The organism is Pectobacterium punjabense (genome assembly GCF_012427845.1).
Lineage (GTDB): Bacteria > Pseudomonadota > Gammaproteobacteria > Enterobacterales > Enterobacteriaceae > Pectobacterium > Pectobacterium punjabense.
The window spans coordinates 1,980,758-1,998,429 of the sequence record NZ_CP038498.1; the positions used below are offsets into that span (position 1 = coordinate 1,980,758).

Sequence of the window (17,672 nt, forward strand, 5' to 3'; positions counted from 1 at the left end):
CAGGGAGGCCTCACCCCTGTGGTCGCCCCGTGTATCTCGATCTTTAAACGATCAGTATAGGCGTAATGGACGCGTTAAACTCGGCTACCCCACAGATCGTATTCGTCTGCATGCTCGATTTTTACTTTGACGATGTCACCGACTTTCACGTCAGTTTCGCCGTTCAGGTAAACTGCGCCGTCAATTTCAGGGGCATCGGCCATGCTGCGGCCAATTGCACCTTCTTCATCGATTTCGTCGATCAGCACCAGCACTTCACGACCAATTTTGTCCTGCAAACGTTGGGTGGAGATCGCCTGCTGCAATTGCATGAAGCGGTGGAAACGTTCTTCTTTAACGTCTTCCGGCACCTGATCGGGCAATGCATTTGCCGACGCACCCTCGACTGGGCTGAATTTGAAACAGCCCACGCGGTCGAGTTTGGCTTCCTGTAGGAAATCGAGCAGCATCTGGAAATCTTCTTCCGTTTCGCCAGGGAAGCCGACAATAAAGGTCGAACGCAGCGTTAAGTCTGGGCAGATTTCACGCCAGCGCTTAATGCGTTCCAGCGTTCTTTCTACCGCTCCCGGGCGTTTCATCAGTTTTAGAATTTTCGGACTGGCGTGCTGGAGCGGGATGTCCAGATAAGGCAGGATTTTGCCTTCAGCCATTAATGGGATCACATCGTCTACGTGCGGGTAAGGGTAGACGTAGTGCAGACGCACCCACACGCCTAACGACGCCAGTTGTTCACACAGGCTGACCATGCTGGTTTTGACCGGTTGCCCGTTCCAAAAGCCAGTGCGTTGCTTCACATCTGCACCGTACGCCGACGTATCCTGAGAAATCACCAGCAGTTCTTTTACGCCGGCATCAACCAAACGTTTCGCCTCATCCAGCACCGAACCAATTGGACGGCTATCGAGATCGCCACGCATAGAAGGAATGATGCAGAACGTACAACGGTGGTTACAGCCTTCTGAAATTTTCAGGTACGCGTAATGACGCGGCGTGAGTTTTACGCCCTGCTCGGGAACTAAACTGGTAAACGGATTGTGCGTCGGTTTTGGGACATATTGATGCACGTGTGACAGCACTTGCTCATAGCTGTGCGGACCGGTAATTTCCAGAACTTTGGGGTGCACTTCGCGTATTTGATTTTCTTTGGCACCCAAACAGCCAGTTACGATGACTTTACCGTTCTCATTCAACGCTTCGCCGATGGCTTCCAGCGACTCTTGTACGGCGCTGTCAATAAAACCACAGGTATTGACGATCACCAGTTCAGCGTCGTCATAACGTGGCACGACCTGATAACCTTCAGTACGCAGTTCGGTCAGAATCCTCTCGGAGTCGACGAGGTTTTTCGGGCAACCGAGGGAAACAAAGCCGATACGTGGTTGTTGCATATTATTCGCTCACAAAATAAACAGAAAATAAAAACCGGAGGATTCTACACCATAGTTGATTGTCCTTACAGTCAGTGGTGTAAAACTCAGCATTTTATCGCTATTAGGGGGGCGTTTTCGTGGAAGGCGCTTCGCAAAGAGGCGCTAAATAACAAATGTGCGTAGAACGTTATGGTATACTTTTTCATCATTACCATGATTCAGGAGGCATGATGATGCAGCGAATTAAAGTTGTGCGAAAGCACCAGCGCAAAAGCAAAATTGATGATAATCGAACCTTGATGCAGGTCGGCGTCCGTGCCTCAAAGCAGGCGATTAAAGAAGCGTTAGATTCCGGGGTATCAATCGCTTATATCAAGGATGGGCGACTGGTCAGCCAAGCCCCTGATGGCACGCTCTCGGAAATTAAACCTGTAAACGGTCAGCCGCCTCTCAAGCTTAGGGAACTACTTTGCCGAGCTTGAGATTGGTTGCAGGCCCGAATGGGTCGGGTAAAACGACACTGACGAAAGAACTGCGAGAAACGTATGCGGTTCCTCTGGGGCAATACCTTAACCCCGATGATATTGCAAAACACATTGATCTACCGGCATTACTGAGCGGAAAAATTGATAAGACGCTGTTGCCTGATGAATCTGCTGCCAGACTGGCGCAGAAGATTTCTTTAGGTCTGAGAGAGGACTGGATTCGCGATCGACTTTCTTTTACCTATGAATCAGTGATGAGTCACAAAAGTCATCTTGAGTTTGTAACGTTGGCGAGAAAAAACGGCGATAAACCCTACCTCTACTACGTTTGTACATCAGACCCAGCACTCAACGGGGAGCGAGTTACTCAGCGTGTTGCATTAGGTGGACACAGTGTGCCAGAGGAAAAAATTTTTAGTCGTTATCAGCGTAGCTTGGCAGTGCTTTCTGAGATGATTAAGCTCTGTCATCGTGCTTACTTTTTCGATAATTCAACGACGACGCTGACATTTCTTGGTGAGGTGACGCCGGATGGCTTCCTTAGATGTCGTCGAAGAGTCGTTTGATAACGTGCAGCCTATGTGGTTGTACAAGAATGTGATGTCGTCGTGGGATGAAAACAAAATCAGGATGATTCAGCCGAGATAATCTAACTTATTCATTTCCGCTGCTTTAGCGTCTGGCCCTTCTGAATTTCTTCAATAAATGTAAACCTTGCTCCGTTTTTTTGCACAAACATCGCCTGCCACCTAAATTTACAGGACTTTTGTTGGATGGAGACAACGCTATGCCCGCTTGCTTGATGCCCCGTAATTCTGCTTCACACACCGTGTTAAAACGATTTTCTGTGGCGCCGCACTGGCTGCTTAGCGCAACGCTGCTATTTTCCAGCCAGCTATTGGCAGCGGAACCAAAGGTGACGGAATTGCAGGATAAGTTGGATCACCCATGGTCATTAGCGTTTTTACCGGAAGAACAGGGGATTCTGATTACAGAACGTGCTGGGAATTTACGCTTATGGAAAGCGGGCAGCGTGCTGTCTGCACCGATAACGGGTGTACCGAAGGTTTTTGCGAAATCACAGGGTGGATTACTGGAAGTCGCGCTATCACCGGAATTCGCGCAAAATCGGCGCATCTACCTGAGTTTTGCCGAAGAAGGAAGTGATGGTAAAGCAGGCACCGCTGTCGGTTATGGCAAACTTTCCGCAGATAATAAGCGATTAGAAAATTTCACGGTCTTCTTCCGTCAGGAACCGAAGCTGTCGACGGGTAACCATTTCGGCGGCAAACTGGCCTTTGATCAACAAGGGCATCTGTTTATTGCACTGGGCGAAAACAACGAGCGCCCGACCGCACAGGATTTGGATAAGCTACAAGGCAAGATTGTTCGCCTGACGGCGGATGGCAAGGTGCCGTCCGATAACCCGTTTGTGAATACGCCTAACGCACGGCCGGAGATCTGGTCTTACGGGCACCGCAATCCACAGGGGTTAGCGATTAATCCGTGGTCTGGCGTACTGTGGGAAAATGAGCATGGTCCGAAAGGCGGCGATGAAATCAACATCCCTAAAGCGGGCGCCAATTACGGCTGGCCGATTGCGACACACGGCATTAACTATTCCGGGTTGAAAATTCCAGAAGCGAAAGGAAAAGAGATCGCAGGGATGGTTAACCCTGATTTTTACTGGGAAAAATCACCGGGCATCAGCGGAATGGCATTCTATAACAGCGATCGTTTTCCTCAATGGAAGAATTCGGTTTTCATCGGTGCTCTAGCGGAGAAGAACCTGATTCGCCTGACGCTTGATGGTAACAAGGTCACCTCACAAGAGCGTTTGCTGGGCGATCGCGGTGAACGCATCCGCGATGTAAGGTTGGGGCCTGACGGCTATCTCTATTTGCTGACCGATCACGATAACGGCAAGTTGCTGAAAGTCGGATTGGAGTAAGTAATCAGGCACCTCACGGTGCCTGTTTCACTTAAGACAGCGGGATCATAACGTGTTTTTGATAAGCCGGGCGTTCGGTGAGTTGCTGATACCAGCGTTCCAGATGAGGATGTGCCTGCCGTTCAATTGGCATATTCAGCCAGCCGTAGACAACGCAGCCTAGCGGAATATCGCCAACGCCAAACCGATCGCCGGATAGCCACGGCTGATTAGCCAGAACGGCATCGACAATACCGAACAGCCGTTCGCACTCAACGATGCCTTTCTGTATCAACGCCATATCGCGTTTTTCTGGCGCGATGCGTACCATATTAATGAACACCGGACCGAAAGAAGACGCAAGCGAACTCGTCCAGTCCATCCATTTTTCGGCACCTGCTCGCTTGCCTGCATCGGCAAAGTACAGCGAATCTTGACCGTATTGCGCTGCTAAATAACGCACGATGGTATTAGATTCCCACAGTACTAGTTCGTCGTCCTGCAAGCAGGGGATAAGACCATTAGGGTTCATCGTCAGATAATCAGCATCCTGGTTACGACCAAATTGTCCGCCAGCCGCAATATGTTGATAAGGCAGCGCAAGTTCTTCTGCACACCACAAGACTTTCTTTACGTTGGTCGAATTATCACGACCCCAAATCGTTACCATATCTACCTCTTTCTTCGTTAAGTCATGCACGGCTATCCGCGACCGCCGATGAGAATAATGATATGCCTTTTTAGTCTTTATGATTTAACTTGTCATTCTTAATAATGACAGCAAGTTACATTCAGACAGGAAAGTTACACAATGAAATTGACGCATTCTGTTCGTGCCGCTCTGGGGATCACCCTGCTTGCCGCGGGCATGCAGTTGGCGATGGCTAACAGCGATCCGCAGACGATCACCTTTGGCGTGGCTCCGGGGCCGTATGGCGACATGGTGAATCTGGCGATCAAACCTGAGCTGGTGAAAAAAGGCTACAAGGTCGTGGTGCGTGAATTCAGTGATTACGTTCAGCCCAATTTGGCGTTGGCCAACGGTAGCATCGATGCCAACCTTTTCCAGCATACGCTCTATTTAGAAAAATTTGCCGCCGATAAAGGGTTAAAAATTTCGCCGCTGATCATCGTACCGACGGCCAGCATGGGCTTCTACTCGAAGAAAATCAAATCGCTGGATGAGCTGAAAAAAGGAGACGTGGTCACGCTCTCTAATGACGCCACCAATCTGGCGCGTGGTCTACGTTTCCTGCAATCGATGGGGCTGATTACGATTAAGGCTGATATCGATCCAACCAAAGCGTCTGAGAAAGATATTCTTGAGAACCCACGTGGGCTGGTTTTCAAACCGATGGAGGCGGCACAACTGCCGCGTACGCTGGATAGTGTGACGGCATCGCTGGTGAACGGTAATTTTGCGCTGGCATCCGGTATGAAACTGTCGTCGGCCATCAAGCTGGAAACGCTGGATGAGAACCTGAAAAATATTATTGCTGTGCGTACTGACGATCTCGATAAGCCATTTGTTAAAGATACCAAAGCGATTGTTGAATCACCTGCGTATGCTGCGGTGATCAACGATCCGGCATTGATGTATAGCCAGTTCCAAAAGCCTGAGTGGATGCAGGCGAAAACGCCAGCGCCTGCACAGTAAAGCTTCAGGTTGTACAACATACCATTTGGCCGGTCTATGACCGGCTTTCTTCTTTTCCGCTCTGGTCAGGAGTTTGCGGATAATGATCCAGTTAGAAGAGGTAAGCGTTGACTTCTCACACGGGAAGCAACCAGAAAATCGTGCGGTAGATAACGTATCGCTGCACATCCAGCGCGGAGACATTTACGGCATTGTCGGCACCAGCGGCGCGGGGAAAAGTACCCTGCTGAGAACCATTAATCTCTTGCAGCGTCCGACGTCAGGTCGTGTGCGCATCAACGATGTGCTCATCAGCGAATTAGCGGGGCAGCCGTTGCGGGAGCAGCGGCAAAAAATCGGTATGATCTTTCAGCATTTTAATTTGATGCAGACGCGTACCGTGACAGAAAACGTCGCGTTCAGCCTGAAAGCCGCCGGGAAATCCAACGCGGAAATTACTGTGCGCGTGCCGGAAATTCTGAATCTGGTCGGACTGGCGGATAAAGCGTCAGCGTATCCGGCGCAGCTCAGCGGTGGTCAGAAACAGCGTGTGGGCATCGCCAGAGCGATTGCCAACGATCCCGAAGTTTTGCTGTGTGATGAGCCAACCTCGGCGCTCGATTTGGAAACCTCCGCCGCGATTTTGGCGTTACTGAAAGAGATTAATGAGAAACTGGGTATTACCATCGTGCTGATTTCTCATGAGATGAGCGTGATTAAGGCCGTCTGCGATCGGGTAGCGGTGATGACGGGCGGTCGGGTTGTGGAAGAGGGCGATGTTTTCGATATCTTTGCTACGCCGCAGCACGCCTTTACGCGTCAACTGGTGTCCCATACGCTGGATCTCGCGTTGCCGCCACGTTTGTTGGTGGATTTGCAAGGCACATTATTGAAGATTCTGTTTGTTGGTGAATCGGCGGAGCAACCCGTGCTGTCGGACGTTGCGACGCGCTTCGGCGTATCCGTCAATATCCTGCACGGTAAGATCGAATACATCGGTAACCGTGCGTTAGGTATCCTCGTGGCACTATTGACCCATCCATCCGATCCTGGAAAAGTGGCGCAAGCGGTGGAGCATATTCAGATAAGAACGGCGAATGTGGAGGTGTTACATGGCTGATTTATGGATTGATCTGGTCGCAGCGTTCGGTGAAACGTTCCAGATGGTAGGGATCTCCACGCTGTTTGCCGTGATCGGTGGTTTACCGCTGGGGCTGCTGATTTACGTTACGGACAAGAATCTGTTCTGGCAAAACCGCGCCGTCTATCTGTTTGGCACGGTGTTGGTGAATATCATTCGTTCTATTCCCTTCGTTATTCTGCTGGTGCTACTGCTGCCGCTTACGCAGATTTTGTTGGGCAATACCATTGGTCCAGTGGCTGCGGCAGTGCCGATGTCGGTCGCGGCGATCGCATTCTATGCTCGTCTGGTGGATAGCGCACTGCGTGAAATTGATCCCGGCATCGTGGAAGCGGCTGAAGCGTTCGGCGCTAGCCCAATGCGTATTATCGGCACTGTGCTGTTGCCAGAGGCAAAAGCGGGACTACTGCGTGGCCTGACAATTACGTTGGTAAGTCTCATCGGCTATTCAGCGATGGCGGGCATTGTCGGCGGTGGTGGCGTGGGTGACTTGGCGATCCGTTTCGGTTATTACCGATACGAAACTGAGGTCATGGTGATTACCGTGATTGCGCTGGTTATTTTGGTGCAGGTGGTACAGACCTTAGGTGATTGGTTATCAAAACGTGCAGATAAGCGCGAACGCCGCTGAGGGTATTTTCATACGAGGCACGAGGCAATATTGAACGGCTATGGTTCCTCGTGCCAGTTGCTATTTTTTTGATGGCCTCGCCGTCTGTATTTTCAGATATTCCTTACTCCTTCCTAAGTCCCTTTTTTATCTGCATTTTTTTAGAAGCTTTCATATCTTTGACTATCTTTACAGAATGAACGGTTTTCATCTCAGGGATGACGCGTTACCTTTATATGTTACTAAAGTTTTCAAAACATATTGAAAATTAAGAATTTTTAACGACTGATGGACATTGCGGCGAACTCATGAAAACAACCCCTTTCCTGACCAGACTCACGTCTTTCTCTGTAGGTACAGTATTGCTTGTTGGCTTGGCGCCATTTACCTATGCGGAACAGTTGCCTGCGGTGCCGCAGATTGACGCCAAAGCCTTTATCCTGATGGATCACGCCAGCGGTAAAGTGCTGGCGGAGAGCAACGCCGATGAACGCCTTGATCCTGCCAGCCTGACCAAAATCATGGCGAGTTATGTGATTGGGCAGGCGATAAAATCCGGTAAAATTCGCCCGACGGATGAAGTGACCGTCGGAAAAGATGCCTGGGCAACCGGTAATCCAGCACTGCGTGGATCGTCACTGATGTTCCTTAAGCCGGGCGATCGCATCCCCGTTTCTGAGTTAAATAAAGGCATTGTCATTCAGTCAGGTAATGATGCCAGCATCGCACTAGCAGACTACGTAGCGGGCAGTCAGGATGCGTTTGTCAGCCTGATGAACAATTATGCGAAAGCACTTAACCTGACGAATACGCATTTCCTTACCGTGCATGGCCTCGATGCGGTAGGGCAGTACAGCACCGCGCGCGATATGGCGCTGTTAGGGCAGGCGCTGATCCGAGACGTGCCAGAAGAGTACGCGTTGCACAAGGAAAAAGAGTTCACCTTCAATAACATTCGTCAGCCTAACCGCAACCGCCTGTTATGGAGCACCAATCTGAATGTGGACGGCGTAAAAACAGGCCATACCAACGGGGCGGGACACAATCTGGTGGCCTCGGCAACGGAAGGTAATATGCGCCTGATTTCTGTGGTGCTAGGGGCGCAAACGGATGCCATTCGTTTTCGTGAAAGCGAAAAACTGCTCACATGGGGCTTCCGCTTTTTTGAAACGGTAACCCCAATCAAGGCGGATGCGCCTTTTACTACGCAACGGGTGTGGTTTGGCACGCAGAAAGAGGCACGGTTGGGCGTGGCGCAGGATGCCGCGCTGACCATCCCCAAAGGGCAGATGAAGAATCTAAAAGCCAGTTTCACGCTGAATCAATCGCAGCTTTCTGCACCGCTTACCAAGAATCAGGTGGTCGGTACCATCGATTTTCAACTGGACGGAAAAAGCATCGGACAACGCCAACTGGTCGCGATGGATGATATCCCCGAGGCCGGTTTCTTTAGCCGCCTCTGGGATTCGGTGATGATGAAGGTGCAGCAGTGGTTCGGTGGGTTATTCGGTTAATCCCCTGAGTGAATTAACTGAATGCCGTTGTTGGAGAAATAGCGTAGGTACTGTTCGTCCGGGGCGCTGTTGGAAATGACCGTATCAAACAGCGTCATCGGGCCAATGCAGGCGCGTTTTATCTGACCGAACTTGCTGCTATCTGCCACAATAATAATTCGCTGTGCGGTCGCCATCGCGCGCTGTTTCATGCCCAGTTCGGCAAAGTTAAAGCAGGTTGCTCCCGCGTTAAGCTCAATACCCGCCGCAGAAATAAACGCTTTATTCGGGCAGATGTTGTCCAGTTCGCTGCGCTGGTTGAGCGGGGTGAAGATCGCATTATCTGGATGGTATTCCCCGCCACATAAAATCACTCTACACGCCTTTTTTTCCTGTAGTGCTAAAAAGGTGTTCAGAGAGTAGCAGATCGCGGTAAAAGGCAGCTCATCAGATATCGCATCAATGATGAAGGGAATGGTGGTGCCACAATCGAAAAAAACGGTATCGTTTACCTCGACCAGATGGGAGGCGGCGACACCGATAGCCTGCTTTTCTTTTACGTGCTTGGTCTGTTGGTCGGAAACAAAATAGTGAGTGGTGCCGTTATTCTTCAGGTCACTGACAACGTAACCACCGAGCAGCATGACGCTGGTGGAATCTGCATTCAGATCGCGGCGCACGGTCATCTCCGATACGCCGAGTAGCTGTGCGGCGTCTTTAAGATGGAGTTTATCGGTTTTCTTTAATGCCTGAGCCAGTCTGCCGATTCGTTCGTCGCGCCGCGTTTCCATAAAATTCCCTGCTAGTAAGCTATTTTTGTTGTTAGTAGTTTCCTGCTGCGGCAGCATCACCTGAAACGATAGCAACGCCTGAACTTGTGCCGATACGAGTGGCACCCGCTTCAATCATTCGTTGTGCCGTTTGGCGATCGCGAACCGCGCCGGATGCTTTTACACCCATCTCGCTGCCGACGGTGTTGCGCATTAGTCGAACGTGCTCTTCGCGCGCGCCGCCGGTACTGAAACCGGTAGATGTTTTGACGAACGCGACGTCCAACTGATGGCACATTTCACACACCAGCACAATTTGTTCGTCATCAAGCAGACAGGTTTCCAATATTACCTTCAACGGTATAGCGGCGCAAACCTCACGCACGGCCTGAATATCTGCTTTGACAGCGTCAATCTTGCCGCTTTTCAGCCAGCCGACGTTAATCACCATGTCGATTTCCTGAGCGCCGGCGTCGATGGCGGCCTTGGCTTCAAAAGCCTTGCTGGAAGTCAGACCTGCCCCCAGAGGAAAACCGATAACGGAGCAGACGTGCACCGCCGATCCTTTCAGTTTCTCAGCGACTAAGGGAACGTAACCGGAATTAACACAGACGGCATAAAAATGATGTGCTATCGCTTCATCGCACAGCGTAATGATTTGCTGTTCTGTGGCATTGGCTGCCAGCAATGTGTGGTCGATATAGCGTGCATAGTCAGTCATGGCGAATCCTTAGTGATGTCGATAAAAATAAGATGCGACGATTATGACACTCAATGATTTTAATGTCACAAAAATAACAATGTAATTAAATTTTGTTATTTAAATAACAAATAATGAAATAAACCTGATAACAGCGGCATGGGAACGGGAAGAGGAGGCGGCTTTGAATTGTGTATATAAGAAAATAAAACGCCCATCGTTCTTGAACCTCAAAGGCGGGAACGATGGGCTTCCTCAATAAGGGGAATCAAAGAAAAGCAGTGGCACATATTCAGACTGTAGGTCAAAGAAAAAGTTCTGACCTTTTCGGAAAAAATTCACGATTTCTTACCTGTTTTTAGCCGGGTAATTCAGGCCAGATAACCACGATGAGTGAACCTGCTAATGTGAGTAATACGTTAGCGATGGCATAGGTACCCGCATAGCCGAGTGCAGGAATATTGCTTCGTGCCGTATCGCTGATGATCTCCATGGCTGGTGCGCAGGTGCGTGCGCCCATCATGGCACCAAACAGCAGCGCGCGGTTCATTTTTAGTACATACGCACCGAACAGAAAGCAAATCACCACAGGCACCAGGCTGACAATCAGCCCTGAAGCTAGCATCTGGATGCCGACGTCTCCCAGACTGCTGTTGATGGTGCTACCGGCACTCAGGCCGACACCCGCCATAAAGACCATCAGGCCAAATTCTTTGACCATATTGAGAGCGCCCTGCGGAATATAGCCAAAAGTAGGGTGATTGGCGCGCAGGAATCCCAGCATGATGCCCGCGAAAAGTAACCCGGCAGCATTACCAATGCCGAATGTGAAATTACTGAATTGGATTGTGATCAAACCGACCATGACGCCGATAACGAAAAAAGCGCAGAAAGCCAGTAGGTCGGTGACTTGGCTGTGGATAGAAATAAACCCGATTCTGTCAGCAATGCTTTTCACTCGACGGGCGTCGCCGCTGACCTGTAAGACATCACCTTTATTTAGCACGACGTTATCGTCAATCGGCATTTCAATCTGGCTGCGGACGATACGGTTAAGGAAGCAGCCGTGATCGGTCAGCTTCAACTGGCTCAGGCGCTTGCCGACGGCATTGTGATTCTTGACGACGATCTCTTCCGTCACGATGCGCATGTCTAGCAAATCGCGGTCGAAAACTTCCTTACCATCACGGAAATTGGAGTTCAAACGAGAGTGTGCATCGGGGTAGCCGACCAGCGCGATCTCGTCGCCGATTTGCAAGACAGCGTCGCCGTCGGGATTTGCCAAAATTCCGTTACGCCGAATGCGCTCAATATAGCAACCCGTCTGACGATAAATTCCCAACTCGCGTAAATTCTTGCCGTCCGCCCAGCCGACTAACTCAGGTCCGACGCGATAGGCGCGAATCACTGGCAGATATACTTTTCTTTGGCTATCCGCATCCAGCCCGCGTTCGCGAGCAATTTGCTGTGCGCTGGTGGGGAGATCCTGATGCTGGAGTTTAGGCAGATAGCGCGCACCAAAAATGAGGCTGACCAGCCCGACCAGATACGTCAGCGCGTAGCCCAGGCTCAGATGATCTTGCTCAATGCCGAGTTGGCTCCCCAAACTGGCGGTATTACGCAACGTGTCGCCCGCACCGACCAACACGGGTGTTGATGTCATGGAGCCGGCCAGCATTCCTGCGGTTAGGCCGATTCCCCAGCCAAAGAGTTTTCCTAAGCCTAACGCCAGTAACATGGCGCTACCGACCATCACCAGCGCGAGCATGAAATAATTTTTTCCGTCGCGGAAGAAAATAGAAAAGAAGTTCGGTCCGGCTTCCACTCCCACGCAAAAAATAAATAACATAAAACCGAGACTCAGCGCTTCGGTATTAATCGCGAAATGTTGTTGGCCGAGTAATAAAGAAACGACTAAAACGCCAATAGAATTACCAAGTTGTACTGGGCCGAAGCGCAACTTTCCCAGACAGAGTCCTAATGAAAGAACCACGAATAAAAGCAGGATGTAATTTCCGTTTAACAAATCAGCGACGTTTATATTCATGTAATGTAACTTGTTGTTTACCAGTAAGCTCTTGATATTATTCATTATAGCGGCTAGATTTAGCCATGAAATACATGAATTCCCGTGACGGCATGCAATACACGTCAGCTGAAAGGAATCAGCCTCATCAAGTATAATTTATCCGATAAAAATTGTTCAGTGTAATTATTGTTTAATTTAATGATTATGGTGGCGCTGTTGATAAAATACGGCGAGTTATTGTCTTTTTCTACGGACAACCCGTGCGTCGAATAAATCGTAGCGAAGCCTCATGTTTTCATATCGGGGAAGAGATATACCCATCATTTTTACCCTACCGCATGTTTTCGGTATCGGGTTGATGCAGGTTGGGAGGCATATTGAGAGGGGCGGTTTATGGCACGGAATAAAGGTTGGGTCGGCGCGGTTTGTTGTTTTCTATTGTTCACTATTGTGTTTCTAAGTCAAAAAATTGAAGTGTCGGATGCCGCAGTGAACGACGGACTGCGCGGTAGCCCTGGTATGTTACTTTTTCTGCTGCCGGGTATGATTGCCTGTCTTCTTTCTGCACGCGGTCGCTTGCTTTACCCGCTGTTTGGTGCGCTGGCGGCGATGCCGGTATGTTTACTGATGCTCCATTTGTGGAATACGCCGATGCGTTCTTTCTGGCAAGAGCTGGCTTATGTGATGAGCGCGGCCTTTTGGTGCGTATTGGGTTCACTGGGTGTACTGTGCTTACGTAGCCTATATCGACGCTACCTTCGCTGAATAGACGCTGAACACGCTGCTATAAAATAAAAAAGCGCGGACGTTCGCCGCGCTATTGTCTGACCTGTCTGATGATTATGACTGGAACAGGGACAAATGTTCTTTGGCATAGGCTTCAAAATCCGTGCAGCCGCCAATGTGTTTTTCATCCAGGAAAATCTGCGGTACGGTTTCAACGGGCTTTCCTACCGTTTTGGACAAATCTTCTTTTGAGATACCTTCTGCGTGGATGTCTACATAGCGGAAGCTGAAGTCATCACGCTGCTCGGCCAGTTTCTCTGCCAGTTCTTTCGCACGTACACAATAAGGGCAAGCTGGGCGCCCGAAAATTACAGCGAACATGTAAACTCCTTTGTAAAATTAGAAAAATACTCTCATTCTGAAAACGCATAGCGTGACGCTTGTTGTTGATAAGGTCACGGCCAAAAGTGTTACGGTTAATGAGGTTACTGTGAATGGCGCTACTATGCCCGCATTCATCGATGAAAAAAAGTAGTCATTACCTGTTACAACGATTTGTTCAATCTATTAGGTTACACCCGACGAACCAAATAGATGTACTTTACCGACTGAAGGATGCCAGTGTGACACCGACCATTGATTTGCTACAACGCCACCGTTCCATTCGTGCGTTTACGTCTCAGCCCGTAACGGATGAGCAACGCCATGCCATCATCACCTCCGCACAAAGCGCATCCAGCTCCAGCTTTTTACAATGCAGTTCGATTATCCGTATTACCGATTCTGCCGTGCGCGAAACGCTGGTTCACTATACCGGCGAGCAAACCTATGTAGCGCAGGCAGCAGAGTTTTGGGTATTTTGTGCCGATTTTCATCGCCATGTGGAGATCTTCCCCCAGGCAGAAACTGGGCTGATAGAGCAATTGCTGATTGGCTGTGTCGATACCGCTATCATGGCGCAGAATGCCTTGGTTGCTGCCGAATCGTTAGGGCTCGGTGGGGTTTTTATCGGTGGGATTCGCAACCGCATTGCTGATGTGACGCAGTTACTGCAATTGCCGACGCAGGTGATACCGCTGTTTGGCCTGTGTCTGGGGCACCCAGACGCCGAACCGTTGCTGAAACCGCGTATGCCAACAGCCATGATGTTGCATGAAAATGTTTATCAGCCGCTCGATCGCGATGTGCTGGCACAATACGATAAGCAAATGGTGGAATATTACCTACAGCGCACCGGTCGTCGTCGTGAAAGCTGGAGTGAACACGTTGAACTGACGCTGAAAAAAGAGTTACGTCCATTCATGCTGGACTACTTACATCAACAAGGATGGGCGATACGCTAGTATCGGTAGGATATTTATGAAGATAGCCATTCTGTCTCGTGATGGAGCGTTATATTCCTGCAAACGCCTGCGTGAAGCTGCTGAGGCGCGTAAGCATAGCGTTGAGATTATCGATCCACTTTCCTGCTATATGAATATTAATCCGGCGGCGCCGTCGGTGCATTACCGTGGACGCCGGTTGGATAAATACGATGCGATTATTCCGCGTATTGGCTCACAGATTACATTTTATGGCACGGCGGTATTACGCCAGTTTGAAATGCTGGGGAGTTACCCGCTGAATAATTCTGTTGCGGTGATTCGCGCCCGTGACAAACTTCATTCGCTGCAACTGCTTGCCCGTGAAGGGATTGATCTGCCGATTACCGGATTTGCCCACTCGCCGGATGATACTGGCGATCTGATTGCGATGGTAGGCGGTGCGCCGCTGGTCGTGAAATTGGTGGAAGGTACGCAGGGAATTGGCGTGGTATTAGCGGAGACGCGGCAGGCGGCAGAAAGCGTGATTGATGCATTTCGTGGGCTGAATGCACACATTTTGGTGCAGGAATACGTACGTGAAGCGCAGGGTAAAGATATTCGCTGTCTTGTGATCGGTAATCGAGTGGTTGCGGCGATAGAACGGCAGGCGAAGGCGGGGGAGTTTCGTTCAAATTTGCATCGCGGCGGGTCGGCGAATAACGTGAAAATTACGGCGCAGGAGCGTGCGATTGCTATCAAGGCGACGAAAACACTGGGGCTGAATGTGGCTGGGGTCGATATATTGCGCGCTAAACGAGGGCCGCTGGTGATGGAAGTGAATGCTTCACCGGGGTTAGAAGGGATTGAAACGACCACCGGTTTCGATATTGCAGGCATGATGATTGAGTTTATTGAGCAAAATACTCAGAAGCGTGTCGCAACATCGACAACAATAAGTAAAAGTTAGCTTTCTGAAACAGAGACTGCACCGTAAAATATGGCGTTTTCTGTTGGTGCGTTGCTGATAGGCGGCGTTCGCGACGGTGTATCGTCGCGCAGTAGAACGAGGAAAACGAGCCGTGGTGCGCTTTTATCATGGCATCGTTGCACAATATTCCGTAAGCTATGTGCCGCTTTTAAGATGGTTTCTGTTTTGAAACTGTTTCTGTTTTAACATCGTTTCTACGTGAACGGTGTTCTCTTTTCAATAACGCTGTCTTTACGGTGGCAAGTATGAGGCAAACATGATGGATTCACTCATCGTTCCGGATTTGGCTATGCTACGGCGGTGGCTGGATCAACTGAACATTCTGTATTTCGAATGTGATTCCTGTCAGGCGCTCCATCTTCCTCATATGCAAAATTTCGATGGCGTGTTCGATGCAAAAGTTGATCTAGTGGATAACGTGATTCTGTTTTCCGCACTTGCCGAAGTGAAGCCTAGCGCCCTGATTCCTCTGGTCGGCGATCTGAGCCAAATCAATGCCAGTTCCTTGACCGTCAAGGCGTTTATCGACGTTCAGGACGATAACCTGCCGAAGCTGATTGTTTGCCAGTCGCTTAGTGTTGCCGCAGGGATGACGTTGGAACAATTCAGGCATTTCATGCAGCAATCCGAAGAGCAGATCTCAATGGTGATCCTTGAAGCGAGCGCTAACAATCTGCTGTTTATCGGCGAGGAAGAAGAGGGCTCTGCTACACGAGTCACGACCTCACATTTGCATTGATACGGTTGCTGCCAACGGCAGCAATTGGTTTTACTTATTTTCCTTTCACCGCCATTTATTCTGGTTATTTCGCCTTATTGCCAGATATTTCTCTTTGTTTGTCGCTAAACGCCTTCATCACATCGACAAAATGTGAATAAATAATCGTTAAAACCCATTTTTTACGTTCAAGTATGGTGTGCATGATGTTGTGGGGTTATGCTTTATTCCTGTAAGCGACAGACTGTCGAATCAGGGCTATGTCTGTGTATGAGCGAATAAAAATCGGTGCATATTCATTCACCGATTTGATAGCGCGGCAGGACATGTTTTGTATCGGAACGATACATACTCCCACGATCACCCCCTTGTATGGAGGAAGGAACGGATGTTCACCCAACGTAAAAAATGGCTATCGGGTGTTGTTACCGGCTTGCTGATGGCCGCGTCCGTCACCGCATCTGCGGAAGAGAAAACGCTGCATGTTTATAACTGGTCCGACTATATCGCACCAAACACGTTAGCCAATTTCCAGAAAGAAACCGGTATTAAGGTCGTCTATGACGTGTTTGACTCCAACGAAGTGTTGGAAGGCAAGCTCATGGCGGGCAGCACGGGTTTTGATCTGGTGGTGCCTTCTGCCAGCTTCCTTGAGCGTCAGCTCTCAGCGGGAGTTTTTCAGCCATTAGACAAGAGTAAGCTACCGAATTACAAAAATCTGGACCCCGAGCTGATGAAGTTGATTGCCCAGCACGATCCCGATAACAAATATGCCCTGCCTTATCTGTGGGCGACCACAGGTATTGGTTATAACGTCGAGAAAGTCAAAGCGGCGTTGGGTGCCGATGCACCTGTTGATAGCTGGGATCTGGTACTGAAGCCAGAGAATCTGGAAAAGTTGAAAAGCTGCGGGGTTTCTTTCCTGGATGCGCCTGAAGAGATCTTTGCCACGGTATTAAACTATCAGGGTAAAGATCCGAACAGCACCAAACCGGGTGATTACAGCACGTCAGCGACCGATCTGTTGCTGAAACTGCGCCCGAGCATTCGTTATTTCCATTCGTCGCAATATATCAACGATCTGGCGAACGGCGACATCTGCGTTGCTGTAGGCTGGGCGGGCGATATCATGCAGGCGGGGAATCGTGCTAAAGAAGCGAAGAACGGCGTCAATATCCAATACAGTATTCCGAAAGAAGGCGCATTGGCATTCTTTGATGTCCTCGCTATCCCGAAAGATGCTAAAAATCTGGATGAAGCCTACGCGTTTCTGGATTACCTGATGAAGCCGGAAGTGATGGCTGAGATCAGTAACCACACCTATTACGCCAGCGGTAACCTGGCATCCTTGCCTTTGGTGAACGAAGAGATTCGTAACAACCCGGGTGTCTACCCGCCTGCGGATGTGCGTGCCAAAATGTTTACGCTCAAGGTGCAATCCCCTCAGATTGACCGTACACGTACTCGTGCATGGACTAAAGTTAAGAGCGGCAAATAGCCTTTTGGATCTGAAGGCCCTTTGGATCTGAAGGCCCTTTGGATCTGAATAGTGACCCAAGCGCTTGATGGTTGTTGGTTTCTGCAACCAGAGAATGGATGGGTATAAAATACTCTAAATAATTCAAGTTTCAGGCAGGCGGCAAGCGAAGGAGTCCCGATGAGCTTACTCAAGTAAGTGATTCGGGTGAGTGAACGTAGCCAACGCACATGCAATTTGAAGTATGACGAGTATTAATGTGGCAAAAAACAGGCGGAGATACCGCCTGTTTGCG

General features: G+C 49.7%; 18 protein-coding genes. 12 read left to right on the plus strand and 6 right to left on the minus strand.

Annotated elements, in window-relative coordinates; genetic code table 11:
* Positions 1-74: 74 nt before the first annotated feature.
* Positions 75-1,388, minus strand: a complete 1,314-nt coding sequence (gene rimO, locus E2566_RS08905; RefSeq protein ID WP_107169793.1) for a 30S ribosomal protein S12 methylthiotransferase RimO — start codon at positions 1,386-1,388, stop codon at positions 75-77.
* A gap of 209 nt (positions 1,389-1,597) precedes the next feature.
* Here rimO and E2566_RS08910 point away from each other — a divergent pair, with 209 nt between their 5' ends.
* From E2566_RS08910 to E2566_RS08920, 3 genes are all read left to right on the plus strand, one after another.
* Positions 1,598-1,852: a hypothetical protein gene (locus E2566_RS08910; protein WP_133169869.1), complete on the plus strand. Its 255-nt coding sequence runs from the start codon at positions 1,598-1,600 to the stop codon at positions 1,850-1,852.
* Complete coding sequence (locus E2566_RS08915; RefSeq protein ID WP_133169868.1) at positions 1,840-2,421, plus strand: ATPase; 582 nt, start codon at positions 1,840-1,842, stop codon at positions 2,419-2,421. The genes E2566_RS08910 and E2566_RS08915 overlap by 13 nt, the downstream gene beginning before the upstream one ends.
* A gap of 221 nt (positions 2,422-2,642) precedes the next feature.
* Entirely contained in the window at positions 2,643-3,806 is a 1,164-nt protein-coding gene (locus E2566_RS08920) for a PQQ-dependent sugar dehydrogenase (RefSeq protein ID WP_107169791.1), read from the plus strand.
* A 31-nt stretch (positions 3,807-3,837) separates the two neighbouring features.
* Here E2566_RS08920 and E2566_RS08925 read toward each other — a convergent pair whose 3' ends face one another.
* Complete coding sequence (locus tag E2566_RS08925) at positions 3,838-4,455, minus strand: glutathione S-transferase family protein (protein ID WP_107169790.1); 618 nt, start codon at positions 4,453-4,455, stop codon at positions 3,838-3,840.
* Between the two features lie 141 nt (positions 4,456-4,596).
* On the opposite strand from E2566_RS08925, the gene E2566_RS08930 reads away from it, so the two are divergent.
* The 4 genes from E2566_RS08930 (at position 4,597) to E2566_RS08945 (ending at position 8,686) form a co-directional block, all read left to right on the plus strand.
* Entirely contained in the window at positions 4,597-5,442 is an 846-nt protein-coding gene (locus E2566_RS08930; RefSeq protein WP_107169789.1) for a MetQ/NlpA family ABC transporter substrate-binding protein, read from the plus strand.
* An 82-nt stretch (positions 5,443-5,524) separates the two neighbouring features.
* Positions 5,525-6,541 carry a methionine ABC transporter ATP-binding protein gene (locus E2566_RS08935; protein ID WP_107169788.1) on the plus strand — a complete coding sequence of 339 codons (1,017 nt, stop codon included), beginning with the start codon at positions 5,525-5,527 and terminating at the stop codon, positions 6,539-6,541.
* The gene (locus E2566_RS08940; protein ID WP_107169787.1) at positions 6,534-7,193 is read left to right on the plus strand and encodes a methionine ABC transporter permease; all 660 of its coding nucleotides are present in this window, start codon (positions 6,534-6,536) and stop codon (positions 7,191-7,193) included. The genes E2566_RS08935 and E2566_RS08940 overlap by 8 nt, the downstream gene beginning before the upstream one ends.
* A gap of 287 nt (positions 7,194-7,480) precedes the next feature.
* Positions 7,481-8,686 carry a serine hydrolase gene (locus E2566_RS08945; RefSeq protein WP_107169786.1) on the plus strand — a complete coding sequence of 402 codons (1,206 nt, stop codon included), beginning with the start codon at positions 7,481-7,483 and terminating at the stop codon, positions 8,684-8,686.
* On the opposite strand, the gene deoR is transcribed toward E2566_RS08945, so the two are convergent.
* The 3 genes from deoR to E2566_RS08960 all read right to left on the minus strand — a co-directional run bounded on the left by deoR (position 8,683) and on the right by E2566_RS08960 (position 12,182).
* Positions 8,683-9,456: a DNA-binding transcriptional repressor DeoR gene (gene deoR / locus E2566_RS08950; RefSeq protein ID WP_107169785.1), complete on the minus strand. Its 774-nt coding sequence runs from the start codon at positions 9,454-9,456 to the stop codon at positions 8,683-8,685. The genes E2566_RS08945 and deoR overlap by 4 nt on opposite strands.
* A 31-nt stretch (positions 9,457-9,487) precedes the next feature.
* A complete protein-coding gene (gene deoC / locus E2566_RS08955; RefSeq protein WP_107169784.1) occupies positions 9,488-10,156 on the minus strand; it encodes a deoxyribose-phosphate aldolase in 669 nt (222 codons plus the stop codon).
* A 337-nt stretch (positions 10,157-10,493) separates the two neighbouring features.
* Positions 10,494-12,182 (minus strand): aspartate:alanine antiporter, encoded by a 1,689-nt coding sequence (locus E2566_RS08960; protein WP_107169819.1) that lies wholly within the window; start codon positions 12,180-12,182, stop codon positions 10,494-10,496.
* A gap of 375 nt (positions 12,183-12,557) precedes the next feature.
* On the opposite strand from E2566_RS08960, the gene E2566_RS08965 reads away from it, so the two are divergent.
* Positions 12,558-12,929, plus strand: coding sequence for an inner membrane protein YbjM (locus tag E2566_RS08965; RefSeq protein ID WP_107169783.1), 372 nt, complete (start codon positions 12,558-12,560; stop codon positions 12,927-12,929).
* 75 nt (positions 12,930-13,004) lie between these two features.
* Here E2566_RS08965 and E2566_RS08970 read toward each other — a convergent pair whose 3' ends face one another.
* Positions 13,005-13,271: a GrxA family glutaredoxin gene (locus E2566_RS08970; RefSeq protein ID WP_107169782.1), complete on the minus strand. Its 267-nt coding sequence runs from the start codon at positions 13,269-13,271 to the stop codon at positions 13,005-13,007.
* A gap of 242 nt (positions 13,272-13,513) precedes the next feature.
* Between E2566_RS08970 and nfsA the strand changes: the two genes are divergently transcribed.
* The 4 genes from nfsA (at position 13,514) to potF (ending at position 17,398) form a co-directional block, all read left to right on the plus strand.
* Positions 13,514-14,233 carry an oxygen-insensitive NADPH nitroreductase gene (gene nfsA, locus E2566_RS08975; RefSeq protein WP_107169781.1) on the plus strand — a complete coding sequence of 240 codons (720 nt, stop codon included), beginning with the start codon at positions 13,514-13,516 and terminating at the stop codon, positions 14,231-14,233.
* A gap of 16 nt (positions 14,234-14,249) precedes the next feature.
* Positions 14,250-15,161 (plus strand): 30S ribosomal protein S6--L-glutamate ligase, encoded by a 912-nt coding sequence (gene rimK / locus E2566_RS08980; RefSeq protein WP_107169780.1) that lies wholly within the window; start codon positions 14,250-14,252, stop codon positions 15,159-15,161.
* Between the two features lie 280 nt (positions 15,162-15,441).
* Positions 15,442-15,921, plus strand: a complete 480-nt coding sequence (locus E2566_RS08985) for a type III secretion system chaperone family protein (RefSeq protein ID WP_107169818.1) — start codon at positions 15,442-15,444, stop codon at positions 15,919-15,921.
* Positions 15,922-16,288: 367 nt separating this feature from the next.
* On the plus strand, positions 16,289-17,398 hold the full coding sequence (potF, locus tag E2566_RS08990; protein ID WP_014699624.1) for a spermidine/putrescine ABC transporter substrate-binding protein PotF: 1,110 nt from the start codon (positions 16,289-16,291) through the stop codon (positions 17,396-17,398).
* The last annotated feature ends 274 nt before the right edge of the window (positions 17,399-17,672 follow it).

Bases quoted from the DNA above. Each gene is read 5' to 3' on its own strand.
- E2566_RS08985 (WP_107169818.1), top strand. From the start codon at position 15,442: ATGGATTCACTCATCGTTCCGGATTTGGCTATGCTACGGCGGTGGCTG.
- potF (WP_014699624.1), top strand. From the start codon at position 16,289: ATGTTCACCCAACGTAAAAAATGGCTATCGGGTGTTGTTACCGGCTTG.
- deoR (WP_107169785.1), bottom strand. From the start codon at position 9,456: ATGGAAACGCGGCGCGACGAACGAATCGGCAGACTGGCTCAGGCATTA.
- deoC (WP_107169784.1), bottom strand. From the start codon at position 10,156: ATGACTGACTATGCACGCTATATCGACCACACATTGCTGGCAGCCAAT.
- E2566_RS08920 (WP_107169791.1), top strand. From the start codon at position 2,643: ATGCCCGCTTGCTTGATGCCCCGTAATTCTGCTTCACACACCGTGTTA.
- E2566_RS08960 (WP_107169819.1), bottom strand. From the start codon at position 12,182: ATGAATATAAACGTCGCTGATTTGTTAAACGGAAATTACATCCTGCTT.
- E2566_RS08965 (WP_107169783.1), top strand. From the start codon at position 12,558: ATGGCACGGAATAAAGGTTGGGTCGGCGCGGTTTGTTGTTTTCTATTG.
- E2566_RS08940 (WP_107169787.1), top strand. From the start codon at position 6,534: ATGGCTGATTTATGGATTGATCTGGTCGCAGCGTTCGGTGAAACGTTC.
- E2566_RS08970 (WP_107169782.1), bottom strand. From the start codon at position 13,271: ATGTTCGCTGTAATTTTCGGGCGCCCAGCTTGCCCTTATTGTGTACGT.
- E2566_RS08910 (WP_133169869.1), top strand. From the start codon at position 1,598: ATGATGATGCAGCGAATTAAAGTTGTGCGAAAGCACCAGCGCAAAAGC.
- rimK (WP_107169780.1), top strand. From the start codon at position 14,250: ATGAAGATAGCCATTCTGTCTCGTGATGGAGCGTTATATTCCTGCAAA.
- E2566_RS08925 (WP_107169790.1), bottom strand. From the start codon at position 4,455: ATGGTAACGATTTGGGGTCGTGATAATTCGACCAACGTAAAGAAAGTC.
- E2566_RS08930 (WP_107169789.1), top strand. From the start codon at position 4,597: ATGAAATTGACGCATTCTGTTCGTGCCGCTCTGGGGATCACCCTGCTT.
- E2566_RS08935 (WP_107169788.1), top strand. From the start codon at position 5,525: ATGATCCAGTTAGAAGAGGTAAGCGTTGACTTCTCACACGGGAAGCAA.
- rimO (WP_107169793.1), bottom strand. From the start codon at position 1,388: ATGCAACAACCACGTATCGGCTTTGTTTCCCTCGGTTGCCCGAAAAAC.
- E2566_RS08945 (WP_107169786.1), top strand. From the start codon at position 7,481: ATGAAAACAACCCCTTTCCTGACCAGACTCACGTCTTTCTCTGTAGGT.